This is a genomic window from Roseovarius nubinhibens ISM (genome assembly GCF_000152625.1).
Taxonomy (GTDB): domain Bacteria; phylum Pseudomonadota; class Alphaproteobacteria; order Rhodobacterales; family Rhodobacteraceae; genus Roseovarius; species Roseovarius nubinhibens.
In genome coordinates, this window is record NZ_CH724156.1 from 2775047 (window position 1) to 2796375 (window position 21329).

The following is a 21329-nucleotide window of genomic DNA, read 5'->3' on the forward strand; positions in this document are numbered from 1 at the left end:
CCGGGATATTTGTGGCCAAAAGAAGCGGATCAGGGGGCGGGGCCTCAGGCGCGGGCGGCGAGGGCGGTGGCGAGATCGCCATAGCCGGTGTGGCGATGTTCAAAGGCGAGGCCGAGCCGATCGGCGCAGGCGCGGGCCTTGTCGACGAGCGCCGGATCGGTGATCTGCGATTGATAGACCAGCTTGGTGTAATTGCCGAAGATCATGTCGCGCAGTTCCGGGTGCCGGTCGAGCCCCATCGGCCGCCAGACGAAGGCGTCGAATTGTTTGACCAGAAAATCGGTGAGGAAAAAGGCCGTCATATCGGCGTCGCCTTGCGCGGCAAAGCGATCATTGCCCTCGAAGAAGGAATAGCAATGCGGGCCTGCGACCATTTCGACGCCGAGCTCGGCGCATTTGGCCTGCAGCTGGCCGCCGGTGCCGCAATCGGCATAGACCACGAAAATCTCGTCATAGCTGTCGCGATGTTCGGCCACGGCCTCGGTCACCGCTTCGGTGATTTTCTCGGGGTAGAGATGCAGCTTGGCGGGCAGGCATTGCAGATCCATGTGATCCCAGCCATTGCCCCGTTTCAGCGCGAGGATCTCATGCGCCAGCGCCCCGCAGGCGATGAGCAGCAGGCGGCCCGTCTGCCGGGGCGGCAGGCCGGTCTCGGTCAGCTGGCGGTCGTCGAGGGTCATGCGCGGTCTCCCATAAGGAATGTAGGATCTCGGGCCGGGACGAAAAAGCCCCGCCGGGGGCGGGGCTTTGATCTTTCAGCGGTCGGCGATCAGGCCGTGGCGCCCTGGTTGTGCTTGCGGCCGACCAGAGTTTTGGCGGTTTCCACTGCGACAGCAGCGTCCCGGCAATAGGCGTCGGCGCCGATGGCCTTGCCAAACTCCTCGTTGAGCGGCGCGCCGCCCACCAGCACGATGTAGTCATCGCGCAGACCCTGTTCGACCAGCGTGTCGATCACGACCTTCATATAAGGCATGGTGGTGGTCAGCAGGGCCGACATGCCGAGGATGTCGGGTTTCTCGTTTTCGAGCGCTTCGAGATAGTTTTCGACCGGGTTGTTGATGCCCAGATCGACCACTTCAAAGCCGGCGCCTTCCATCATCATCGAAACGAGGTTCTTGCCGATGTCGTGGATGTCGCCTTTGACGGTGCCGATGACCATCTTGCCGACGCGCGGCGCACCGGTTTCGGCCAGCAGCGGCTTGAGGATGGCCATGCCGCCCTTCATCGCGTTGGCGGCGAGAAGCACTTCGGGGACGAAGAGGATGCCGTCACGGAAATCCTTGCCCACGATGGTCATGCCGCCGACGAGCGCCTTGGTCAGCACGTCATAGGGGGCCCAGCCACGTCCGAGCAGAATATTGACGCCTTCTTCGATCTCTTCCTTGAGACCGTCGTAGAGGTCGTCGAACATCTGTTGGACAAGCTCTTCATCATCGAGTTCGGAGAGGATGATGTCGTCTTCTTCGTCGGACATGGCTCATGTTCCTGATTCTGAGGCGCTGCAGGCGCGGTGGTGTTCCGGCAAGCTTTCGGCGTTTTACGTCACGTCGACTTGGCGTTTTCCGACATATGCGCGAATGCTTCCGACCTGTCACGCAAGAAGCGGGCCGATTTCGGCGCAAAATTTGCATGAAGAAGATGTGCGCCTTGCATGGGTTCGCGGTTTGTTCCAAAATCGCATAATGGTGGATGACAGTCTTGATCCCGAGCTGCGCCGGCGGGGCCGTGGGGCGTGCAGCAATGTCGTGGGACGGTTCGAGCGGCTCGACCGGCGGTTCGAGGAAGACGGCTGGGACCGCGCGCCGGAGGAGCGGGTGCTGCGCACCGAGCTGAGCCGGGAGGTGCCGCGCCGGATCATCAGCTATAACCGCTCGCCCGATCTGCCCTTTGACCGGTCGATCAACCCCTATCGGGGCTGTGAGCACGGCTGTGTCTATTGTTTCGCGCGGCCGAGCCATGCCTATCTCGGCCTGTCGCCGGGGCTCGATTTCGAGACCAAGCTGGTGGCGCGGCCCGGCGCGGCGGAAGCCTTGGTGCAGGAATTGCGGGCGCGGCGCTATGAGGTGGCCCCGATCGCCATTGGCACCAATACCGATCCCTATCAGCCCATTGAGGCGGGCGAGCGGGTGATGCGCGCCTGTCTCGAGGTGCTGGCGGGCTGTGATCATCCGGTGGCGATTGTCACCAAGGGCACGCTGATCGAGCGCGATATAGACCTGCTGGCGCCGATGGCGGCAAAGGGGCTGTGTCGCGTCGGTATCTCGGTCACCACGCTCGATGCGGATCTGTCGCGGCGGATGGAGCCGCGGGCACCGGGGCCGAAGCGGCGGCTGGAGATCATTCGCCGCCTGTCGGAGGCGGGCATTCCGGTGCGGGTCATGGCCGCGCCCATGGTGCCCGGGCTGAGCGATCACGAGTTGGAGGCGATCCTGCGCGAGGGCCGCGCGGCGGGGGCCACTTCGGCGAGCTGGATCATGCTGCGGCTGCCGCGCGAAGTCTCGCCGCTTTTCCAGGAATGGTTGCAGAGCCATGCGCCGGGCCGGGCGGCGCGGGTGATGGGGCGCGTCCGTGAGATGCATGGCGGCAAGGAATATGACGCGAATTGGGGGCAGCGGATGCGTGGCACCGGGCCCTATGCCGAGATGGTGGCGGCGCGGTTTCGCAATGCGATCCGGCGGCTCGGTCTCGATGCGCGGCAGCCGGCGCTGCGCTGTGATCTGTTTCGCCCGCCGGAGAGGGCGGGCGATCAGCTCGATCTCTTTTAGCGCCGCGCCGCAGAGCCCCGGCGTGAGGCCACGACGCCCAGACAGAAGAGCGTCAGGATCAGCGACCACGAGAGTGCGACGAGAAAGAGGAAATCTTCGCGTCCCAGCGAGCCGATGGAAGGGATGCCACAGGAGGTCACATTGACCGAGCCAAAGGCACAGGCCAGTCTGGCAATCCAGATATAGCCCACGATCCAAAGCACGAAACAGAGCGCCGCAAGCCCATAGAGGATGCGTGCGCCCCAGTTTCGCCGGGGTCGCAAAGGCCCGGTCTCAGCCACGGCGGCGGCCGCGCCGGGGGCGGGCCGGGGGCGTGTCGTCGCCGGTGCCATCGGCCTCGGAGGAGAAGCCGCCCAGCGCCTCGGCGATCTGTTCGAGCGTCGGGATGTCGCCGCGCGGCCGGGTTTCCAGCGCTTCGCGCATTTTCGACAGATGTTCGGGCATGGTGCCGCAGCAGCCGCCGATGATCTTGGCCCCCGCGTCGCGGGCGAGGCAGGCATATTCAGCCATCAGATCGGGCGTGCCATCATAATGGATATGGCCATCGACATATTTCGGGATGCCGGCGTTGCCTTTGGCGATGATCGGCCGTTCCGAGCCTTGGGTCACAAAGCCCAGCACGGTGCGCATGAGATCGGAGGCGCCGACGCCGCAATTCGCCCCATAGGCCAGCGGTGCGGGATCGAGTTTCTCGACCATCTCGGCCATGTCGGCGGAGGTGAAGCCCATCATCGTGCGCCCGGCGGTGTCAAAGCTCATCGTGCCGCACCAGGGCATATCGGCGAGTTTGAAGGCCTCGGCGGCGGCGCGGTATTCTTCGGGCGCAGAGATGGTTTCGAGCCAGAGCACATCGGCGCCGCCCTCTTTGAGACCGTCGGCCTGTTCATGGAACATTTCGACCGCGATCTCATGGGTGAGCGCGCCCATCGGGGCCATGATTTCGCCGGTGGGGCCGACCGAGCCTGCGACGATCACGCGGCGGTCGGTCTTGTCGGCCACCTCGCGGCCCAGTTCGGCGGCGACGCGGCTCAGCTCGCGCACGCGCTTTTCAGCGCCGTGCAGCTTGAGCCGGGCAGCGGTGCCGCCAAAGCTGTTGGTGAGGAAGAGGTCGCTGCCCGCGTCGACCGCCATCTGATAGAGGCGGGTGATCTTTTCGGGATGTTCGACATTCCACATTTCGGGCGCGTCGCCGGATTGCAGCCCCATGTTGAAGAGGTTGGTGCCGGTGGCGCCATCGGCCAGCAGCCAGTCGCGCGAGTTCAGGAAGTCCGAGAATACCGTGGTCATGTGCCTGTCCGTGGGGTGCGGGAAAATCGCGCTTTTGTGTCACGAACCGGGGCCGGGGGCAATTGCAAAAGCCTCATGATCATGGTGAGCCGGAGCGGGGGATGGCGGCGTTAAGGCTTGATCCGGGTGGCGGATGGCGCGGGCGAGATCAGCCAGCGCAAAGAGCAGCGCGGCGCGTGACGGGGCCAGCGCATAGCGCGGGGCGCGGGTCGGGGCAAAGCTCTGCTTAAAGCGGGTGAGGCCGGGATTGGCGGTGAGCCGGGCGGTGATCTGCGAGGCGAGGTCGGGGCCGGGCGTGATCGGCAGGGCGGCGAGCGACAGCTGTGGGTGGGCTGTGGCGCGGGCATCTTTGAGGGCGGCCATGACCAGAAGATGCATCGTGCCTTGCGGCAGATCGGGCAGGTGACGCATCAGATCGAGGCAGAGCCCGGTGTCGCACTGGTGCCAGCTCATGAAGGCCACGGGGCGGCTGTTGGAGAGGGCCACATAGATCCGCTGTGACGCGAGAAGCCGCGGGCAGAACCGGCCCATGGTGACGCCGCGCGCGGGGCCATTGGCAGCCTGCCAGGCGGCGTCGATCTCTGCCAGCGCGGTGACGTCGGGGCGGGGCGCACGGATCACACTGATGCCGGCCTTTTGGGCCTGACGCAGCTTGCGCCGGAGCTGACGGAGGCGGGGCTGATCTATGTCGAATGTCGCGGGGTCGAGCAGGGCTTCGTCGCAGATGTGCAGCGCGGCGTGACCTGTGGCCCGGAGCCGGGCGGCGTGGCGCGGGCCGATCTTGTAGGCGGCGGCGACGCGGCCTTGGGCGCGGGCGAGGTCGGAGAGCGTGGCGAGGGCCGGGGCGGCCGGGCCGGTCAGGGGATCGAGCCAGAGGATGAGGCTCTGTGGCAGGCGCAGCACGGCGGCGCGTGACGGACCGCTATGCAATAGCTGCGCCGCGTTATGGGGGCAAAGCCCGTGTTCGGGCTGGGCCCGGTCGGCGGCGATGTCGCCGGGCCGCAGGGGCGTGACGCGCGGGATCATCTGGGGCATTGGCCTGCGGCAGGGCGCGGGCCACAGAAGGAGGCCGAGCGCCAGAATGGCGGGCAGCGCATAATAGATTAGCCGGAAGCCCAGAAGCGCCGCCAGCAGGTCGGGCGCGGGCAGGGCGGGCAGCAGCGCCACGAGGACCAGCTCAAAGGGGCCGACGCCGCCCGGCGCGCCGCTGGCAATCCCGGCGGCGAGGGCGAGGAGGAAGACGGGAAAGAGATCTGTCAGCGGCAGGGCGGCCGGGTCCGGCAGGAGGAGGGCCAGCGTGACGCAGGCGGCCAGCGTGTCGAGACCGGTCCAGAGCAGGATCGCGCCGAGATGGCGCAGGCTCGGCCAGCGAAGGGACTGGCCGAAGAGGCGCAGGCAGGGGCGAAAGAAGGTCCAGAGGGCAAAGCCTGTGGTGAGCAGGAGGAGCCCTGCGCCCAGGGCGCGGCACGTCGGGATGGCGGGGAGCGGCGAGAGGAGCAGGGCAAGCCCGGTGATCCCGGCCAGCCCGAAGAAGAAGGACAGTGCCACGGCGATGGACAGTTTCCCGGCCATGAGTGGTGAGAGGCCCTTGAGCAGTTTCCACCGCACCAACCCGCCGGTGAGCGTGCCGAGCCCCAGTGTTTGCGACAGGGCAATGGCCGCCGCCCCGGCGCGGCCCGCATTGCGCGGCGCGATGCCGGTGCGCAGATGCTGGTGCAGGACGATGTCATACCGCGCCAGCGCCCAGAAGCTCAGCCCGGTGGTGCCGAGCGCGGCCAGCCATTGCAGCGGCGAAATACTGGCAAAGGCCAAGGGCATGGCCTGGCGCGTCTCGGCATCTATGCGGCCCATCAAAAGCCAGAGGCAGAGCAGCGCACCGCCCCACGGTAGCAGGAGCGAACAGAGCTGTCGCAGCCGTTGGAGTGACGGGCGCAGGGCTTGTGCGGGCCGCGCCCTTTCGCGCACCCTCCACTGTCCAGACTTCCACTGTAATGTCACGCGACCCTCCCGTCTCACCCCGTCATTCCCGGGGAGGAGGGTGCCGCAGGGGCGCTTAGGGAGCCGTTAACAGATAAAATTGCCCCGAAAGAAAGCGAAACCGGCGCGCGGGTGGACCCGCCGCCGGTTTCTGAGATGTCAGCAGATGCCGGTCGCGCCTAAACGCGTCAGGGGAGGCTCAGTTCGTCTCTTTCATGAGCTGGGCCTTGGCCTCGATCATCAGCGCCGCCATTTTCTCGCGGATCGTGTCGGGATCGGCCTTGTCGCCAAGATCGCCTGCGACCTTGCGCACCACGTCCTCGTGACCGGCCTCTTCGAAATCGGCCTTGACCACTTCGCGCGCATAGGCGTCGGCATCGTCGCCGGTCTTGCCCATCAGCTCGGCCGCCCAGAGACCCAGAAGCTTGTTGCGGCGCGCCTCGGCGCGAAACTGCATTTCCTGATCATGCGCGTATTTGGTCTCAAACGCTTTCTCGCGGTCGTCAAATGTGGTCACCGGGTATCCCTTTCCGTGATCGGGTTAACTAGTCTTAAGATATGGCGGGCCGGGGGCGTTCTGACAAGACCTGTTGCCCGCCGAGCAGCGATGGGCCGGGGCCAAACCCCACGCCACCTTGCGGCAGGCGGGGGGTTGGACTATGAGGACGCATATACACAACGGGGATTCCCCCGACTGAGTGATGGAGTGCAAATGGCACGGCGCAAGAAAATCTACGAAGGCAAGGCCAAAACCCTGTATGAAGGGCCCGAGCCGGGCACCATCGTGCAATACTTCAAGGATGACGCCACGGCCTTTAACGCGGAAAAGAAGGATGTGATCGAGGGCAAGGGCGTTCTCAACAACATCCTCAGCGAATACTTCATGACCGGGCTCAACAACATTGGTGTGCCCACCCATTTCATCAAGCGGCTCAACATGCGCGAACAGCTCGTTCGGGCCTGTGAGATTGTGCCGCTGGAAGTGATCGTGCGCAACTATGCCGCGGGCACCATGGCGAAACGGCTCGGCATGGACGAGGGCACGCAGCTGCCGCGTCCGATCGTCGAATATTGCCTCAAGGACGACAAGCTCGGCGATCCGCTGGTCACCGAGGAACATATTGCCGCCTTTGGCTGGGCCAGCCAGCAGGACATGGATGATATCCTCAGCCTCGCGCTGCGGGTCAATGATTTCCTCGCCGGTGTCATGTATGGCGTGGGCATCAAGCTCATCGACTTCAAGATCGAGATCGGCCGGGTCTATGATGGCGATTTCATGCGCCTCATCGTGGCCGATGAAATCAGCCCCGACAGCTGCCGCCTGTGGGACATCGAGACGGGTCAGAAGCTCGACAAGGACGTGTTCCGGCGCGACCTCGGCAGCCTGACCGATGCCTATACGGAAGTGGCGAAACGCCTTGGCGTGCTGCCCAAGGGCGCGACGCCCATGGCCAAGCCGACGCTGATCAATTGAGGCGCGGCCCCGAGAGGGGCGCGCAAGGACGACCATCCGGGTGCCGCCGGGCGCCCATAGCTAACTTTCTTGGGGGTGTGAGCCGATGAAGGCACGCGTGCATGTCATGTTGAAAAACGGGGTTCTCGATCCGCAGGGCGAGGCCGTGCGCCACGCGCTTGGCGCTTTGGGCTTTGACGGTGTCGAAGGCGTCCGCCAGGGCAAGGTGATCGAGCTCGATCTCGCCGATGGCACGAGCGAGGCACAGGTCAAGGACATGTGCGAGAAGCTTCTCGCCAACACGGTGATCGAAAGCTACAGCGTGGAGATGATCTGATGCACGCAGCGGTCGTTGTCTTCCCCGGTTCGAACTGCGACCGCGATCTGGCGGTGGCCTTCGAGCGCGCCGGTGCCAAGGTCAGCATGGTCTGGCACAAGGACACCGATATGCCCAAGGGCGTCGACATCATCGGCGTGCCGGGGGGCTTTTCCTTTGGCGATTATCTGCGCTGCGGGGCGATTGCCGCCAATTCGCCGATCTGCCGCTCGGTCGTGGCCCATGCCGAGCGCGGCGGCTATGTTCTCGGCGTCTGCAACGGCTTTCAGATCCTGACCGAAACCGGCCTTCTGCCGGGGGTTCTGCTGCGCAATGCGGGGCTCAAGTACATCTGCAAACCCGTTGATCTCAAGGTGGAAACCAGCGACAGCGCCTTTACCACGGGCTATGCCGCGGGCAGCACCATGACCGTGCCGATTGCCCATCATGACGGCAATTACTTTGCCGATGACGAGACGCTGGCGCGGCTCAAGGGTGAGGACCGCGTGGCGTTCCGCTATGCCGAAAACCCGAACGGGTCGCGCGACGATATCGCCGGCATCCTTTCGGACAACCGGCGGGTTCTCGGCATGATGCCGCATCCCGAGCGGATGGCGGAAAAGTCCCATGGCGGCACCGATGGCGCGGCCATGTTCACCGGGTTGGTGGACCAGCTTGCCACCGCCTGAGGCGGCGCTCCGCGCATCGCCACGGCAGGGCCGAAAAGGCCCTGCAACCCCCATGATTTTGCGCTAGAATTGTGGGTATGAGCACATCCGATACCCCGGCTATTCGCAGACGTGCGCGGACCACCAGTTGGACCGTGCGCATTCTGCTTATCCTGATGACATCGCTGGCAATTGCCACGGTGATCGTCACCAACAAGCTGCTCACCGACCGGTTTACCGAAACCACCCGCAACCGGGCCGAGCTGCGGCTTGTGCTCTATTCCGGCAACCTGCTGAGCGAATTGCGGCAAAACGCCATTGTGCCACAGCTTCTGGCGCGGGATCCGACGCTCATCGGGGCGCTCAATTCCGGCGATTACACGCAATCGACGCAGCGGTTGATTTCCTTTCTGGGTGAGATCGGCGCCGCCTCATTGACGCTGCTCGACAAGGATGGGCGCAATGTCGCCTCGACCGACCGAAATTCGCTCGGGGCGAGCCACAAGCAGGCGCCGTATTTCATTGATGCGATCCGGTCGAAAGACACTGTTTTCAAGGTGTTGCGCCGCGAAACGGGCAAGTATGACTTTTTCTATTCGCGCCGCATCGAAAGCCAGAGCAACCTCGTCGGGGTGATCGTCGTCGAGGTCGATCTGGCCAAGTTCGAACGGGCCTGGGCGGGGATTTCCGACGCGGTTCTGGTGTCCGACAGTGAGGGCCGCATCATCCTGTCGACCGAGCCGCGCTGGCGTGGTCTGCTGGAAAGCGAGGCGCTCGCGCGGCAGACCCCCATCGGCGCGATCGAACGGGCCATTCAGGCCACCTCGGATTGGACGGCGCTGCCGGCCGATGCCTATCTCAAGGGCGAGGCGGTGATGCGGGTCGAGGGGCGCGTGGCCTTTCGCGGCTGGCGGATCGCCAGTTTCACCAATTACGAGGGCGTGCGCGAAAAGGTAAACGGGGTGCTGGCGCTCGAGATCATGGGATTCGCGATCCTGCTGGCGCTGGCCTTCTATTTCCTCAATCGCAAGACGGCGGTGCGGGCCGCGCTGTTTCAGCGGGAATCGGCAGAGCTTCGCGCATTGAACGCGCGGCTCCAGCGGGAAATCGCCGAGCGGGAGCGGGTGCAAGAGACCCTCGCCGTGGCCGAACAGACGCTGGCGCAGAGCTCGAAACTCGCCGCATTGGGCGAGATGTCGGCGGCGGTGAGCCATGAGCTCAACCAGCCTCTGGCAGCGATGAAGACCTATCTCGCGGGGGCGCGGCTCTTGCTCAACCGGAACCGGCCTGACGAGGCGCTGTCCTCCTTTCAGCGGATCGACGATCTCATCGAGCGGATGGGGGCGATCACCCGCCAGCTCAAATCCTATGCGCGTCACGGTGGCGATCAGTTTGTGCCCGTAAACTTGGGGGATTCTCTCAATTCCGCCCTTGGTTTGATGGAGCCCCAGCTGCGTCAGCACCATGTCCGCATCACCCGCACCTTGCCTGACCGGCCCGTCATGGTGATGGGCGACCGGGTGCGGATCGAGCAGGTGATGATCAACCTGTTGCGCAATGCGCTCGACGCGACGCGGGGCGTGGAAGAGGCGCAGATCGACCTCTTGCTCGCCGCGGGCGAGACCGCCACGCTCACGGTGCGCGACAATGGTCACGGGCTCAGCGATATCGATAACCTCTTTGAGCCCTTCTATACGACCAAGGCACCGGGCGACGGTGTCGGGCTTGGTCTTGCCATTTCTTCGGGTATCGTCAACGACCTCGGGGGACGCCTTACCGCCCGCAATGCGGCGGACGGGGGGGCTGTATTTGAAGTTCAATTACCTATCTTGCCGGAAGAAACCCGAGCAGCGGAGTAGAAAGAATATGTCCAAAGCCATGAAAATCGCCATTGTCGATGATGAGAAGGACATGCGCCAATCGATCAGCCAATGGCTCGCCCTGTCAGGCTATGACACGGAGACCTTTGCCAGCGCCGAAGATGCGCTCAAGAAACTCGGCCCCGATTATCCCGGGATCGTGGTGAGCGATATCAAGATGCCCGGCATGGACGGGATGCAATTCCTCAAGAAGCTGATGGGGGCCGACAGCACGCTGCCGGTGATCATGATCACCGGCCATGGCGATGTGCCCATGGCGGTGGAGGCGATGCGCGTGGGGGCGTTCGATTTCCTCGAGAAGCCCTTCAACCCGGATCGGATGAACGAGCTTGCCAAAAAGGCCACCAATGCGCGGCGGATGACGCTCGATGCGCGGGCGCTGCGCCGTGAGCTGAGCGATGGCGGCCAGCTCATGAAAAAGCTCATCGGGTCGAGCCCGGTGATGGAGCGGCTCAAGGAAGACATCCTCGATCTCGGTCAGGCCGATGGCCATGTGTTGATTGATGGCGAAACCGGCACCGGCAAGACGCTGGTGGCGCATGCGCTGCATGCGGTCGGCGCGCGGGCGGGCAAGAAATTCGTGCTCGTCTCCTGCGCGGCCTTCGAGGAAGAGGCGCTGATGAAGCGGCTCTTTGGCCCGATGAACCCCGAGGACAGCCGTCTTCCGGCGGTGGAAGAGGCGCGCGGCGGCACGCTCGTTCTCGAAGATATCGAGGCGCTGAGCGAAACGGCGCAGGCGCGGCTTTTGACCTTTATCAACGATGAGGGCACGCCGCCCGAAACGCGGATCGTGGCCATTTCGAACCTGCAGGACGAGGGGCGCACCTCTGAGGATGCGCTGCGCTCGGATCTCTTTTACCGGCTGGCGGCGCTGCGCATCACCGTGCCGCCGCTGCGCCAGCGCGGCGAGGATATCCTGACGCTCTTCACCCGGTTCACCGAAGAATTCTCGGACGATTACGGCTGTGACGCGCCGCAGGTGAGCGCCCAGGAGGCGGCGCAGCTCTTGCAGGCGCCCTGGCCGGGCAATGTGCGACAGCTCTTTAACGTGGCCGAACGCGCGGTGCTGCAATCGCGCCGGGGCAGTGGCACGATCGTGTCGCTCCTGATGTCGGATCATCAGGAAATGCAGCCCGTGATGACCACCGAAGGCAAGCCTCTCAAGGAATATGTCGAGGCGTTCGAGCGGATGCTCATCGACAACACGATGCGCCGCCACAAGGGCAGCATCGCGAGCGTCATGGACGAGCTCTGCCTGCCGCGCCGGACCCTGAACGAGAAGATGGCCAAATACGGGCTGCAGCGGTCGGATTACCTGTGATCGGCGCGCGTCAAAGCGCAAAATAGGCTGCGGGCCCGGGCCCGCGCCTAGAGTTCCTCGAACCAGATCGGGTTGGCCCAGGCCCGGCGGCCTGCGGCATCGACCACGGTGACCCGTATCCAGGGGCTGGCCGCGAACCGGTCGAGCGGCATGCGCGCGCGGGTCATCGATGCGCCATGCACGGCCCCCGCGGCCGAACCTTGGCCCGCGACGACGAGCGTGCTCACCGCCGTGCTTTCGACGAGGACATTCTCGTCCTCGATCCGGATGTCGTGGAGTTCCGGCCCTTGGCTCGAATAGAAGGCGCCGGATGTGAGCGCAGATAGAAGCGCCTCGGGGCTGTTCTCGGACGCCTTGACCATGACCCAGCCGCCAAAGAAGTCGGGCCCGGCGAAATGCGCGTCATCGGTGGCGCAGAGCGTCAGGCGGCGGCCTTCGGAGAGCAGCAGATCGAGCGTGTGAAACCCGTCGGGCCGGTCGCATTCCACGGCGCAGCCATGGTTGTAAATCTCGACGGCATGGGCCTCGGTGATGCTGCGCGCATCATTGAGGGTCATGCCCGACCATTGCGGATGGGCGATGGCCACAAAGGCCCCGGCGGCGCGGGCGCGGGCGGCAATCTCTGGCCCGGTTTCCTGATCCTCGACGGTGAAGAAATGCGGCGCATTGGGACGTGCGAAATCTCGGGGCAGACCTACCGCGAGCACATGCCAGATCTCGCCATTTTCCATCGCGCCCGAATGCAGCTCGGCCCCAAGGATGGTGGTGAACTCATCGCGGCGATAGCCGGTGGTGTCGGTGATCGGATAGTCATAAAGCCCGACAAAATGATCGGTCAGGGCCAGAAAATCATAGCCCTCGGCGTGGTAGCGGCGGCAGACCTCTTCGGGCGGCAACACGCCGTCGGAGCGGTCGGAATGGGTGTGCAGATTGCCGCGCCAGAAACGCCCAGGGTTGGTAAAGGCCGCCAGCGTCATGTGATGCTCCTATGATTAGGCTTGATAGGTGATATGGCCGCCGCAGATCGTGGTGATCGGGCTGGCCTGACCCAATGTGTCGGGCGCCATATCATCCAGATTGCGTGACAGGATCACGACATCACCCAGCATACCGGGCGCGAGCCGGCCTTTCTGGGTCTCGTTGAACTCGACCCAAGCCGCGTCGCGCGTGTAACTCGCCAGCGCCTCGTCGAGCGTCTGCGCCTGGTTGTCGCCCCAATCCTCGGAAAGATCGCGCGGGGCAACCGCGCCTTGGATCGTCGGCATGACGGGGACGGGAACCACCGGCCAGTCGGTCGAAAAGATCAGATGCGCGCCGCTGTCGCGCATGTTGCGCCAGCCAAAGGCGCGGGGGCGTTGGTGCGCATGCAGGATTTCGCCCGGTGCATAGGGCGGAAAGAAGCCGCCGCGCGGCGAATGCAGCGGCTGCATCGAGGCCACGACGCCGAGCGCGGCAAAGCGCGGCAGATCGTCGGGGTGGAGCGATTCCACATGTTCGATCCGGTGGCGGCTGTCGCGCGGGCCATTGGCCTTTTGCGCCGCCTCATAGGCGTCGAGCACCTGCCGCACCGCGCCGCACCCGACACAATGCACCGAGACCTGAAGCCCCATCGCATCGGCGCGGGTCACCAGTTCGTTCATATGATCAGGCGCGAATATTTGCTCGCCGATGCTGTCGCTGCCGGGGTAGGGCTCGCACATGAGCGCGGTGCCGCTGTCGAGCACCCCATCGGCAAAGAGCTTGACCCGCCGCGACCAGAGCCAGTCGGAGGCATAGCGCCCCATCTCCTGCGCCTCGGAGAGCCGGTCGAGCGGATCGGTGTTGAGCATATGCATGGGCACTTCGCCACGCACGATGTAATGGCCCTCGTCGAGCAATTCCTGCAGCAATTCAAGCTGATAGAGGTTGCCATCCATGTTGTGAAAACTGGTGATGCCATTTTCGGCCAGATGGTTGAGCCCGCGCAAAAGCGCCGCTTTGTCGGTGGCGCGGGCGGCGGCATCGGGGGCCACCTCCGGGTTGCGCCCGGTGGTCAGGCCGAGATATTCGCGGCCGCCGGTGGGCATATGGGCCAGAAGCGGCATGAAGGCCGGAAACTCGAAAAGCGCGCCGGTGGCGGTGCCATCAGCGGCCATTTCGACGGTGGCGCCTTGCGGCATATCCGCCCCGTGCAAGAGACCGGCGAGGGTCAGCGCGGGGGTGTTGGCCCAGACGGTGTGATGGTCGGCGGCCATGACGGCCATGGGCCGGTCGGGCAGGATCGCATCGAGCGCCTGACGGGTGATCGGCGCGCCGCCCAAGAGGCCATATTCCGCGCCCACGGCCAGCAACACCTTGGCATCGCTATCTGTTTCGGCCCGTTGCCGAAGGAGCCGGGCCGCGTCCTCGGCATGCGAGATGCCCGCGAGATTGAGCAGCTCAAGCTCGACCGCGCCGGAGAAAAGGTGGATATGGCTTTCGATAAAGCCTGGCAGGACGGTGCCGCCCTGGGCGTCGACGATCTCTGTGTCAGGCCCGGCGAGGTCGCGAATATCGCTCTCGCTGCCGACAGCGGTGATCCGACCGTCGGTGATGGCGAGGGCCGAGGCCGTGGGGCGGGCCGGGTCGAATGTCTTGAGATGCCCGTTGAGGATGATCAGATCGGCGGCCATGGCGCGTCTCCCTTCGTGCCTGTGTCATGCGTCGTTGAGGCGCAGTCTGGGGGCAAAAGGGCGCGGGCTGCAAGAGCTCAGATCGCGGCGTGCTCGGCCCGCATCTGGTCGAGCACGCGGGCGATGCCGTCGGCCTCGGTCTCGATCGAGAAATGCGCGGTCGCGGCGTCGCGGGCGGCGCGGGACATGGCGGTGTGGCGGGCCGGATCGGAGAGCAGGGCAGAGATGGCCTGGGCCGCGTCCGCGGGGGCGTCGCTGGTGATCAGCCCGGTGCTGCTCTGACCTGCGAAGCTGCGGTAGTAACCGGCGTCGGTGGCCACGAAAGGCACGCCGCTCGCCATGCCCTCAAGCGGGGCCATGCCATAGCCCTCGTAGCGCGGCAGCTGCACCACGAGCGACAGCGCGCGCATCAAGGCGGGCAGCTCGGCGGCGGCGACCTCGCCGGGAAAAAACAAGCGATCCGAGAGGCCTGCGGCACGAACTTGCGCCTTGAGCCCGTCGAGAAAGGCCTCATGCTTGCCGCCTGCGCGGCCGATGACCAAGGCGGTCAACCCGGGGTGATCCGGCAGCAGGCGCAGCATGGCCTCGACGAAACGGTCGGTGCCTTTTTCGGGGCGGATGCGGCCGATGGTGGCGAGGCCTTGCTGTCCCGGGTAGCCGGTTTCAGCCCAAGCCGCCGCGCGGTCGGGTGCGGGGGTGAAGCGGGCGCAATCGACCCCATGCGGCACCACGGCGCGGACATGGGGGACATAGGTCGCAGCGGCCTCGGTCGTCGCAATCACCGCGTCCATCCGCGAGATCAGCCAGCGGGGAAAGGCCGAATGGCGGCGCTGCGCGGCCGAGGTGAACAGGATCCGGACGGGCAGGCGGAGGAGGTCGCGGGCGAGGAGGGCGGTGCGCATCTCGGTGTTGCGGCGGACGTGCCAGAGGGTGAGGCCGGGGCCGCGGGAGAGGCGGAGGGCCTCGGATTTGGAAATCGGGTCCGGGCAGCCGGGCAGCGGGTGGCCTGCGAGGCGCAGGTCGTAGCGGTCGGAAAGCGCCCGTGTGACGCCGGCTGCGGTGGCCGAGACGCCGGTGAAATTGCGGTTGAAATTGGTGACGATCAGATCGGTCATCGGCGGCGGCCCGTGGCGAGAAGCGACAGTAAAGCCGCGCCGATTTCATCCAGAATCTGCGTCTGGGATTGCGCGAAGGCGCGGGCGTTTTCACGCATGGTGTCAAGGGCTTGGGCGTCACTCATCAAGCCGAGAACCGCCTCGGAGAGCGCGCCTGCATCCGCCACTTCGAGCGCCCCGCCATGGCTGTCGAAAGCGGCATAGGCTTCGGTGAAATTGGCATAGAGCGGGCCGTGCAACACGGCGGCCCCGGCGGCGGCGGGCTCATAGGGGTTGTGACCGCCCACGGGGGTCAGAGAGCCGCCGAGAAAGACGATGGGAGAGAGCGCATACCAAAGCCCCGTCTCGCCCATCGTGTCGGCGAGATAGACCTGTGTTTTGGCCGAAATCGGCATGTCGGTGGAACGTCGGCTCCACGTCGGTATTACGGCGGTGCCCTTTTCGAGGATTTCGCGCGCCCGTTCGGGGTGGCGCGGCACCAGGATCAAGAGCGCATCGGGCCGCGATTTGAGGATCTCGGCATGGGCGGCGAGGACGGTCTCTTCTTCGCCGGGATGGGTCGAGCTCGCGACCCAGAGGGGGCGCGTGCCGATCACCCCGCGCAGCCGCGTGAGCACCGCCGCATCATAGGGCAGCGCCCCGGCGGCGGCCTTGAGATTGCCGCCCGCGCGGGCGCGGCGCAGGCCGAGATCATGGAAATGATCGGCGGTGCGCTGGTCCTGACAATGGATGATCGAGAAATGCGACAGCAGATAGCGCGCGGTGCGCCCGAACCGTTTCCAGCCGCGCGCCGAGCGGTCGGAGATCCGGGCATTGATCAGCGCCAGCGGCACGTCATGGGCATAGGCCATTTCGATCATATGCGGCCAAAGCTCGCTCTCGACAAAGACGCCGAGATCGGGATGCCAATGGGCGAGGAAGCGGCGCAGCGCCTCGCGGGTGTCGAGCGGCGCAAATTGATGCTGGGTCCGTTTCGGCAGGCGGCGGGCCAGCACATCGGCCGAGGTGGCGGTGCCCGAGGTGATCAGGAAGCGCAGGTTGGGTTCGCTCTGCCCGAGATGGTCGATGAGCCGCAGGACCGAAACGCTTTCGCCGACGGAGGCCGCGTGAAACCAGATCAGCCGCCCGGCGGGCCGGGGCAGGGCGGTGCGGCCAAGCCGTTCCGAGATGCGGGCGGGATCGGCACCATTGGCGGCCAGCTTGCGCTGAACGCGACGCCAGGCCAGCGGCGCCAGGGCGCGGGTCAAGGTGGAATAGAGCCCGAGTAGCGCCGGGCGTCGTCTGGGCATCAGCCGCCCGTGTGGCTCATGTGGCGCGACATGCGGCCCGCCACATCCTGCCGGGAGTAATCGAAATCATGGCCCTTGGGCTTGAGCGCGATGGCGCGGCGAATGGCCTCTTCGAGCGGCGCATCATCGCGGGGATGATTGCGCAGGGGGGCGCGCAGATCGGCCATGTCTTCCTGACCGAGGCACATGTAGAGCTCGCCCGTGCAGGTGAGCCGCACGCGGTTGCAGCTTTCGCAGAAATTATGGGTGAGCGGCGTGATGAAGCCGATCTTTTGCCCGGTCTCTTCGAGCCGCACATAGCGGGCGGGGCCGCCGGTGCGCTCGGGCAGATCGGTGAGCGTGTAACGTTCGCGCAGACGGGCGCGCAAATCCGAGAGCTTCCAATATTGGTCGAGCCGGTCCTCGTTGCCGATATCGCCCATCGGCATCACCTCGATAAAGGTGATGTCCATGTCGCGGTCCTGGCACCATTCGGTGAGGGTAAAGAGTTCGTCCTCGTTAAAGCCCTTGAGCGCGACGGTGTTGATCTTGACCCGCAGCCCGGCCTTTTGCGCGGCGTCGATGCCCTTGAGCACCTGCGGCAGGCGGCCCCAGCGGGTGATGTCGGCGAATTTCTTCTCGTCGAGCGTGTCGAGCGAGATATTCACCCGGCGCACCCCCGCCGCATAGAGATCATCGGCAAAGCGGAAGAGCTGCGAGCCATTGGTGGTCAGCGTCAGTTCCTTGAGCGCGCCACTGTCGAGATGGCGGGTCATCGAGCGGAAGAAGGTCATGATGTCGCGGCGCACCAGCGGCTCGCCCCCGGTGATGCGCAGCTTTTCGACGCCGAGACGCACAAAGGTCGAGCACATGCGATCCAGCTCTTCCAGTGTCAGAAGTTCCTTCTTGGGCAGGAAATTCATGTTCTCGGACATGCAGTAGACGCAGCGAAAATCGCAGCGGTCGGTGACCGAGACGCGCAGGTAAGAGATGGCGCGCTGGAAGGGATCTATAAGCGGTGCTGTCATGGGGGGAACCTAAGTGTCGGGGGGCGTCGGGGCAAGGGGCAAGTTGACCGTTGCCGGAACGGGGGGCGCGCCCTAGATTTGGGGTATGAAACAGGTTTTTCCATATCTTATGTGTCTGGGCCTTGGGGCCTGTGGTGTCATTCCGGGGCTGGAGCAGCGCGAGCGGGCGGGCTCTGGTGCCGGGTCGGCGGCAGAGCCAGCGGCCGCCGAGGCCTCTGCGGCCTCTGCTGCGGCAGAGGCGGGGGCCGGGTCGGGGGCCGCGTCGGAGGCGATCAAGCCCTCGGCGCTGACCGGGGGCGCGGCGACGCCTGCGGCGCTCGACACGACGACGGCGGCGGAAAAGGCCGAAGCCGCCGCGCCGGATGCGGGCGGTGCCAAGCTCGGCACGACGATCGCCTCGCTCGGCGATGTGGCGGAGCCGGGGTTCTGGCTCAAGACGCCTTTGGTCAAGACGGCGGGCAAGGGCCGCGTGGAGTATCCCGCGACGGGCAAATCGGCGCAGGTCGATCTCATCCCCATTCCGGGCGAGGCGGGGGCGGGCAGCCGCATTTCGCTCTCGGCGATGCGGCTTTTGGGGGCGGATCTCACCGATCTGCCGGAGCTGGTGGTCTACGGGCCGTAAGTCAAGGCAACGTGCAAGACAGTAGGCGGGGCCCGTCCGCGGGGGGGCGTCGTGAGGTAATGCGGGGCAGTTTATCTGGCCGCCATCTCTGACCTAAGGATAATTCGTGACGGTGCAAAAGCGCCCGCCCGGGGGGCGGACGGGCGCTGGCCGGGCCGCTGCGCGGCTGTTCCGGCCTTAGGGTGCGAAGGGCGCTGGTCGGGCCGCTTTGCGGCTGTTCCGGCCTTAGGGGTGACAGACATGAAAAGGCCCGCCAGTGGGGCGGGCCTTTGTCCTCTGCGCGGCAGTGGGGCTTAGCCCAGTGCGGCGGCTTTCACATCTTCGTCGATATGCGGCAGGTATTGCTCGAAATTCTGGGCGAACATTTCGACCAGTTTCGCGGCCTGCGCATCATAGGCCTCGGGGTTGCCCCAGGTGCGGCGCGGGTCGAGCAGAACCTCGGGCACGCCGGGCGCATCCACGGGCACGTCAAAGCCGAAATTCGGGTCCTTGCGGAACTTGACCTTGGAGAGCGAGCCGTCGAGCGCGGCGGTGAGCAGGGCGCGGGTGGCCTTGATCGGCATCCGCGAGCCGGTGCCATAGGCGCCGCCGGTCCAGCCGGTGTTCACCAGCCAGCAGGTCGCGCCATGTTTGGCGATCTTTTCGCGCAGGAGGTTGCCATAGACCTCGGGACGGCGCGGCATGAAGGGCGCGCCAAAGCAGGTCGAGAAGGTGGGCTCGGGCTCGGTGATGCCGCGCTCGGTCCCGGCGACCTTGGAGGTAAAGCCCGACAGGAAGTGATACATCGCCTGTGCCGGGGTCAGCCGGGCGATCGGAGGCAGCACGCCAAACGCATCACAGGTCAGCATGATGATGTTCTTGGGGTGGCCGCCGATGGCCGTCTCCGACGCGTTCGAGATATAGTCGAGCGGGTAGGCGCAGCGCATGTTGGCCGTCAGGCTGTCATCGTCGAAATCAAGTTCCTTGGTCTCTTCGTCAAAGACCATGTTCTCGATCACCGTGGCGAATTTCGACGTGGTGGCGTAGATCTCGGGCTCGGCCTCGGGGTTGAGGTTGATCGTCTTGGCATAGCAGCCGCCTTCAAAGTTGAAGGTGCCACGATCCGACCAGCCATGTTCGTCGTCGCCGATGAGAATGCGGCCGGGATCAGCCGAGAGCGTCGTCTTGCCGGTGCCCGACAGGCCAAAGAACACGGCGGTGTCGACCGGGTTGCCCTTGGCATGGTTGGCCGAGCAATGCATCGGCATGATGCCTTTTTCGGGCAGCAGGTAGTTGAGCAGCGAGAAGACCGATTTCTTATTCTCGCCAGCATATTCGGTGCCGCCGATGAGGATCATCTTGCGGTCGAAATTCATCGCGATGACGGTGTCCGAGCGGCAATCGTGCTTTTTCGGGTCGGCCTTGAAGCTCGGGCAGTTGATCACGGTGAAATCCGCGACGAAATGATCCAGCGCCTCGCGTTCGGGGCGGCGCAGCAGGTGGCGGATGAAGAGCCCGTGCCAGGCCAGTTCGGTCACCATGCGGACCTTGATCGAATGCGCCGGGTCGGCGCCGCCGGTGAGATCCTGCACGTAGTAGCGGCCGCCTTGCATATGGGCGATCATGTCCTCGTAGAGCGCGTCAAACCCTTCGGGGGTCATTTCGGCATTGTTGTCCCACCAGATCGTGTCGGCGACGCTGTCGGTCTTGACGACATGTTTGTCCTTGGGCGAGCGGCCGGTGAACTTGCCGGTGGTGACGAGAAACGCCCCGCCACGGCCCAGCGTGCCTTCGCCGTTCTTCACCGCGGCCTCGACCAGCGCCGGTTCGATCAGGTTGTAAAAAACTTCTCCCAGCCCGGTGATCCCTTGATCTTCGAGGCTGAATTTCGGGTTCACCCGTCCGAATGTCATCGACTTAATTCTCCAGTCTGTGGGGCCGGCCCGAGGGGCGGCAGAAGACACCGGGCGGGGCGGGGAGTCGTGTCCTGCCGGCCCGATGGCGGCGTCTTAGCATGGGGATTTGTGGAAAGAACAGGGGCGGATTCCTGAGTTAGCGCAACCAATTGGACGTTAGCGCAACCAGCGGCGGAGCCCCGCCATCCAGGGTTTTTTCGCAGGCAGGTGAGTCAATTTAGTCATTCGCAAGGTAATTCTGCGTCAAATGAGTCGCAGTCAGGGCATGATTCGCAAAAACGGATTGATCGCGCAGGAAAAAACAGACCATAATGGAGAAAAAAATCAGGCAAAACGAGCAGTAAGGAAATTACGCATGTCGAAAATCGCCTTGGTGGACGATGACAGGAACATCCTGACATCGGTGTCGATGACACTCGAAGCAGAGGGTTTCGAGGTCGAGACCTATAATGACGGCCAGCAGGCCTTTGATGCGTTCAGCAAGAAACTGCCCGATATGGCAGTTCTGGACATCAAGATGCCGCGGATGGACGGGATGGACCTTTTGCAGCGTCTGCGCCAGAAATCCTCGATGCCGGTGATCTTTCTCACCTCGAAAGATGACGAGATCGACGAGGTTCTCGGCCTGCGCATGGGGGCCGATGATTACGTGAAAAAGCCGTTTTCCCAACGGCTTCTGGTAGAACGCATTCGCGCGCTTCTGCGCCGTCAAGAGGCGGTGGATGGCACGATCAGCCCGGCCGAGGCCGAAGAAGGGAAGGTCATCGAACGTGGCGAGCTGCGGATGGATCCGCTGCGTCACGCCGTGTCCTGGAAGGGCCAGGATGTGTCGCTGACCGTGACCGAATTCCTGCTCTTGCAGGCGCTGGCGCAACGCCCCGGTTTCGTCAAGTCGCGCGATCAGCTGATGGATGTGGCCTATGATGATCAGGTCTATGTGGATGACCGCACCATCGACAGCCATATCAAGCGGCTGCGCAAGAAGCTCCGCAATGTCGACAGCGATTTCTCGGCAATCGAGACGCTTTATGGTATCGGATACCGGTACAATGAAGAGTAATCGCAGCGCTGGTCGGGGGAGCT

General features: G+C 64.7%; 20 protein-coding genes. 8 read left to right on the forward strand and 12 right to left on the reverse strand.

What is annotated here, in order from left to right:
- Positions 1-44: 44 nt before the first annotated feature.
- Entirely contained in the window at positions 45-680 is a 636-nt protein-coding gene (locus tag ISM_RS13280; RefSeq protein ID WP_009814698.1) for a DUF1638 domain-containing protein, read from the reverse strand.
- An 89-nt stretch (positions 681-769) separates the two neighbouring features.
- Positions 770-1474 carry a corrinoid protein gene (locus tag ISM_RS13285; RefSeq protein WP_009814699.1) on the reverse strand — a complete coding sequence of 235 codons (705 nt, stop codon included), beginning with the start codon at positions 1472-1474 and terminating at the stop codon, positions 770-772.
- A 208-nt stretch (positions 1475-1682) separates the two neighbouring features.
- Here ISM_RS13285 and ISM_RS13290 point away from each other — a divergent pair, with 208 nt between their 5' ends.
- On the forward strand, positions 1683-2765 hold the full coding sequence (locus ISM_RS13290; protein WP_009814700.1) for a PA0069 family radical SAM protein: 1083 nt from the start codon (positions 1683-1685) through the stop codon (positions 2763-2765).
- Here ISM_RS13290 and ISM_RS13295 read toward each other — a convergent pair.
- From ISM_RS13295 to ISM_RS13310, 4 genes are all read right to left on the reverse strand, one after another.
- Entirely contained in the window at positions 2762-3028 is a 267-nt protein-coding gene (locus ISM_RS13295; RefSeq protein ID WP_156783396.1) for a methionine synthase, read from the reverse strand. The genes ISM_RS13290 and ISM_RS13295 overlap by 4 nt on opposite strands.
- Before the next feature lie 10 nt (positions 3029-3038).
- A complete protein-coding gene (bmt, locus tag ISM_RS13300) occupies positions 3039-4052 on the reverse strand; it encodes a betaine--homocysteine S-methyltransferase (protein ID WP_009814702.1) in 1014 nt (337 codons plus the stop codon).
- A 39-nt stretch (positions 4053-4091) separates the two neighbouring features.
- Positions 4092-6017 carry a phosphatidylglycerol lysyltransferase domain-containing protein gene (locus tag ISM_RS13305; RefSeq protein WP_156783397.1) on the reverse strand — a complete coding sequence of 642 codons (1926 nt, stop codon included), beginning with the start codon at positions 6015-6017 and terminating at the stop codon, positions 4092-4094.
- A 211-nt stretch (positions 6018-6228) separates the two neighbouring features.
- Positions 6229-6546: a DUF1476 domain-containing protein gene (locus tag ISM_RS13310; protein WP_009814704.1), complete on the reverse strand. Its 318-nt coding sequence runs from the start codon at positions 6544-6546 to the stop codon at positions 6229-6231.
- Between the two features lie 195 nt (positions 6547-6741).
- On the opposite strand from ISM_RS13310, the gene purC reads away from it, so the two are divergent.
- The 5 genes from purC (at position 6742) to ISM_RS13335 (ending at position 11667) form a co-directional block, all read left to right on the forward strand.
- Entirely contained in the window at positions 6742-7503 is a 762-nt protein-coding gene (purC, locus tag ISM_RS13315) for a phosphoribosylaminoimidazolesuccinocarboxamide synthase (protein WP_009814705.1), read from the forward strand.
- An 85-nt stretch (positions 7504-7588) separates the two neighbouring features.
- Positions 7589-7819 carry a phosphoribosylformylglycinamidine synthase subunit PurS gene (gene purS / locus ISM_RS13320; protein ID WP_009814706.1) on the forward strand — a complete coding sequence of 77 codons (231 nt, stop codon included), beginning with the start codon at positions 7589-7591 and terminating at the stop codon, positions 7817-7819.
- Positions 7819-8487 carry a phosphoribosylformylglycinamidine synthase subunit PurQ gene (purQ, locus tag ISM_RS13325; RefSeq protein ID WP_009814707.1) on the forward strand — a complete coding sequence of 223 codons (669 nt, stop codon included), beginning with the start codon at positions 7819-7821 and terminating at the stop codon, positions 8485-8487. The genes purS and purQ overlap by 1 nt, the downstream gene beginning before the upstream one ends.
- Positions 8488-8642: 155 nt before the next feature.
- Positions 8643-10325 carry a sensor histidine kinase gene (locus ISM_RS13330; protein ID WP_420806186.1) on the forward strand — a complete coding sequence of 561 codons (1683 nt, stop codon included), beginning with the start codon at positions 8643-8645 and terminating at the stop codon, positions 10323-10325.
- A 7-nt stretch (positions 10326-10332) separates the two neighbouring features.
- Positions 10333-11667, forward strand: coding sequence for a sigma-54-dependent transcriptional regulator (locus tag ISM_RS13335; RefSeq protein ID WP_040618085.1), 1335 nt, complete (start codon positions 10333-10335; stop codon positions 11665-11667).
- Between the two features lie 47 nt (positions 11668-11714).
- On the opposite strand, the gene ISM_RS13340 is transcribed toward ISM_RS13335, so the two are convergent.
- The 5 genes from ISM_RS13340 to moaA form a co-directional block, all read right to left on the reverse strand.
- The gene (locus ISM_RS13340) at positions 11715-12644 is read right to left on the reverse strand and encodes a PHP domain-containing protein (protein WP_009814710.1); all 930 of its coding nucleotides are present in this window, start codon (positions 12642-12644) and stop codon (positions 11715-11717) included.
- 15 nt (positions 12645-12659) lie between these two features.
- Positions 12660-14318 (reverse strand): amidohydrolase, encoded by a 1659-nt coding sequence (locus ISM_RS13345; RefSeq protein ID WP_009814711.1) that lies wholly within the window; start codon positions 14316-14318, stop codon positions 12660-12662.
- A gap of 77 nt (positions 14319-14395) precedes the next feature.
- On the reverse strand, positions 14396-15433 hold the full coding sequence (locus tag ISM_RS13350; protein ID WP_009814712.1) for a glycosyltransferase family 4 protein: 1038 nt from the start codon (positions 15431-15433) through the stop codon (positions 14396-14398).
- On the reverse strand, positions 15430-16722 hold the full coding sequence (locus ISM_RS13355) for a 3-deoxy-D-manno-octulosonic acid transferase (RefSeq protein WP_040618086.1): 1293 nt from the start codon (positions 16720-16722) through the stop codon (positions 15430-15432). The genes ISM_RS13350 and ISM_RS13355 overlap by 4 nt, the downstream gene beginning before the upstream one ends.
- The gene (gene moaA / locus ISM_RS13360) at positions 16722-17729 is read right to left on the reverse strand and encodes a GTP 3',8-cyclase MoaA (protein WP_040618087.1); all 1008 of its coding nucleotides are present in this window, start codon (positions 17727-17729) and stop codon (positions 16722-16724) included. The genes ISM_RS13355 and moaA overlap by 1 nt, the downstream gene beginning before the upstream one ends.
- An 85-nt stretch (positions 17730-17814) precedes the next feature.
- On the opposite strand from moaA, the gene ISM_RS17775 reads away from it, so the two are divergent.
- The gene (locus ISM_RS17775) at positions 17815-18351 is read left to right on the forward strand and encodes a hypothetical protein (protein WP_254655685.1); all 537 of its coding nucleotides are present in this window, start codon (positions 17815-17817) and stop codon (positions 18349-18351) included.
- A 293-nt stretch (positions 18352-18644) separates the two neighbouring features.
- Here the strand turns inward: ISM_RS17775 and ISM_RS13370 are convergent, their stop codons facing one another.
- Entirely contained in the window at positions 18645-20243 is a 1599-nt protein-coding gene (locus ISM_RS13370; protein ID WP_009814716.1) for a phosphoenolpyruvate carboxykinase, read from the reverse strand.
- Between the two features lie 358 nt (positions 20244-20601).
- Between ISM_RS13370 and ISM_RS13375 the strand changes: the two genes are divergently transcribed.
- Positions 20602-21306, forward strand: a complete 705-nt coding sequence (locus ISM_RS13375) for a response regulator transcription factor (protein WP_009814717.1) — start codon at positions 20602-20604, stop codon at positions 21304-21306.
- Positions 21307-21329: the final 23 nt, after the last annotated feature.

Coding starts and splice junctions, on each gene's coding strand:
- ISM_RS13340 (WP_009814710.1), bottom strand. CDS start 12,644: ATGACGCTGGCGGCCTTTACCAACCCTGGGCGTTTCTGGCGCGGCAAT.
- ISM_RS13280 (WP_009814698.1), bottom strand. CDS start 680: ATGACCCTCGACGACCGCCAGCTGACCGAGACCGGCCTGCCGCCCCGG.
- ISM_RS13375 (WP_009814717.1), top strand. CDS start 20,602: ATGTCGAAAATCGCCTTGGTGGACGATGACAGGAACATCCTGACATCG.
- ISM_RS13355 (WP_040618086.1), bottom strand. CDS start 16,722: ATGCCCAGACGACGCCCGGCGCTACTCGGGCTCTATTCCACCTTGACC.
- purC (WP_009814705.1), top strand. CDS start 6,742: ATGGCACGGCGCAAGAAAATCTACGAAGGCAAGGCCAAAACCCTGTAT.
- ISM_RS13345 (WP_009814711.1), bottom strand. CDS start 14,318: ATGGCCGCCGATCTGATCATCCTCAACGGGCATCTCAAGACATTCGAC.
- ISM_RS17775 (WP_254655685.1), top strand. CDS start 17,815: ATGAAACAGGTTTTTCCATATCTTATGTGTCTGGGCCTTGGGGCCTGT.
- bmt (WP_009814702.1), bottom strand. CDS start 4,052: ATGACCACGGTATTCTCGGACTTCCTGAACTCGCGCGACTGGCTGCTG.
- ISM_RS13285 (WP_009814699.1), bottom strand. CDS start 1,474: ATGTCCGACGAAGAAGACGACATCATCCTCTCCGAACTCGATGATGAA.
- purS (WP_009814706.1), top strand. CDS start 7,589: ATGAAGGCACGCGTGCATGTCATGTTGAAAAACGGGGTTCTCGATCCG.
- ISM_RS13330 (WP_420806186.1), top strand. CDS start 8,643: ATGACATCGCTGGCAATTGCCACGGTGATCGTCACCAACAAGCTGCTC.
- ISM_RS13370 (WP_009814716.1), bottom strand. CDS start 20,243: ATGACATTCGGACGGGTGAACCCGAAATTCAGCCTCGAAGATCAAGGG.
- ISM_RS13350 (WP_009814712.1), bottom strand. CDS start 15,433: ATGACCGATCTGATCGTCACCAATTTCAACCGCAATTTCACCGGCGTC.
- purQ (WP_009814707.1), top strand. CDS start 7,819: ATGCACGCAGCGGTCGTTGTCTTCCCCGGTTCGAACTGCGACCGCGAT.
- moaA (WP_040618087.1), bottom strand. CDS start 17,729: ATGACAGCACCGCTTATAGATCCCTTCCAGCGCGCCATCTCTTACCTG.
- ISM_RS13290 (WP_009814700.1), top strand. CDS start 1,683: ATGGTGGATGACAGTCTTGATCCCGAGCTGCGCCGGCGGGGCCGTGGG.
- ISM_RS13335 (WP_040618085.1), top strand. CDS start 10,333: ATGTCCAAAGCCATGAAAATCGCCATTGTCGATGATGAGAAGGACATG.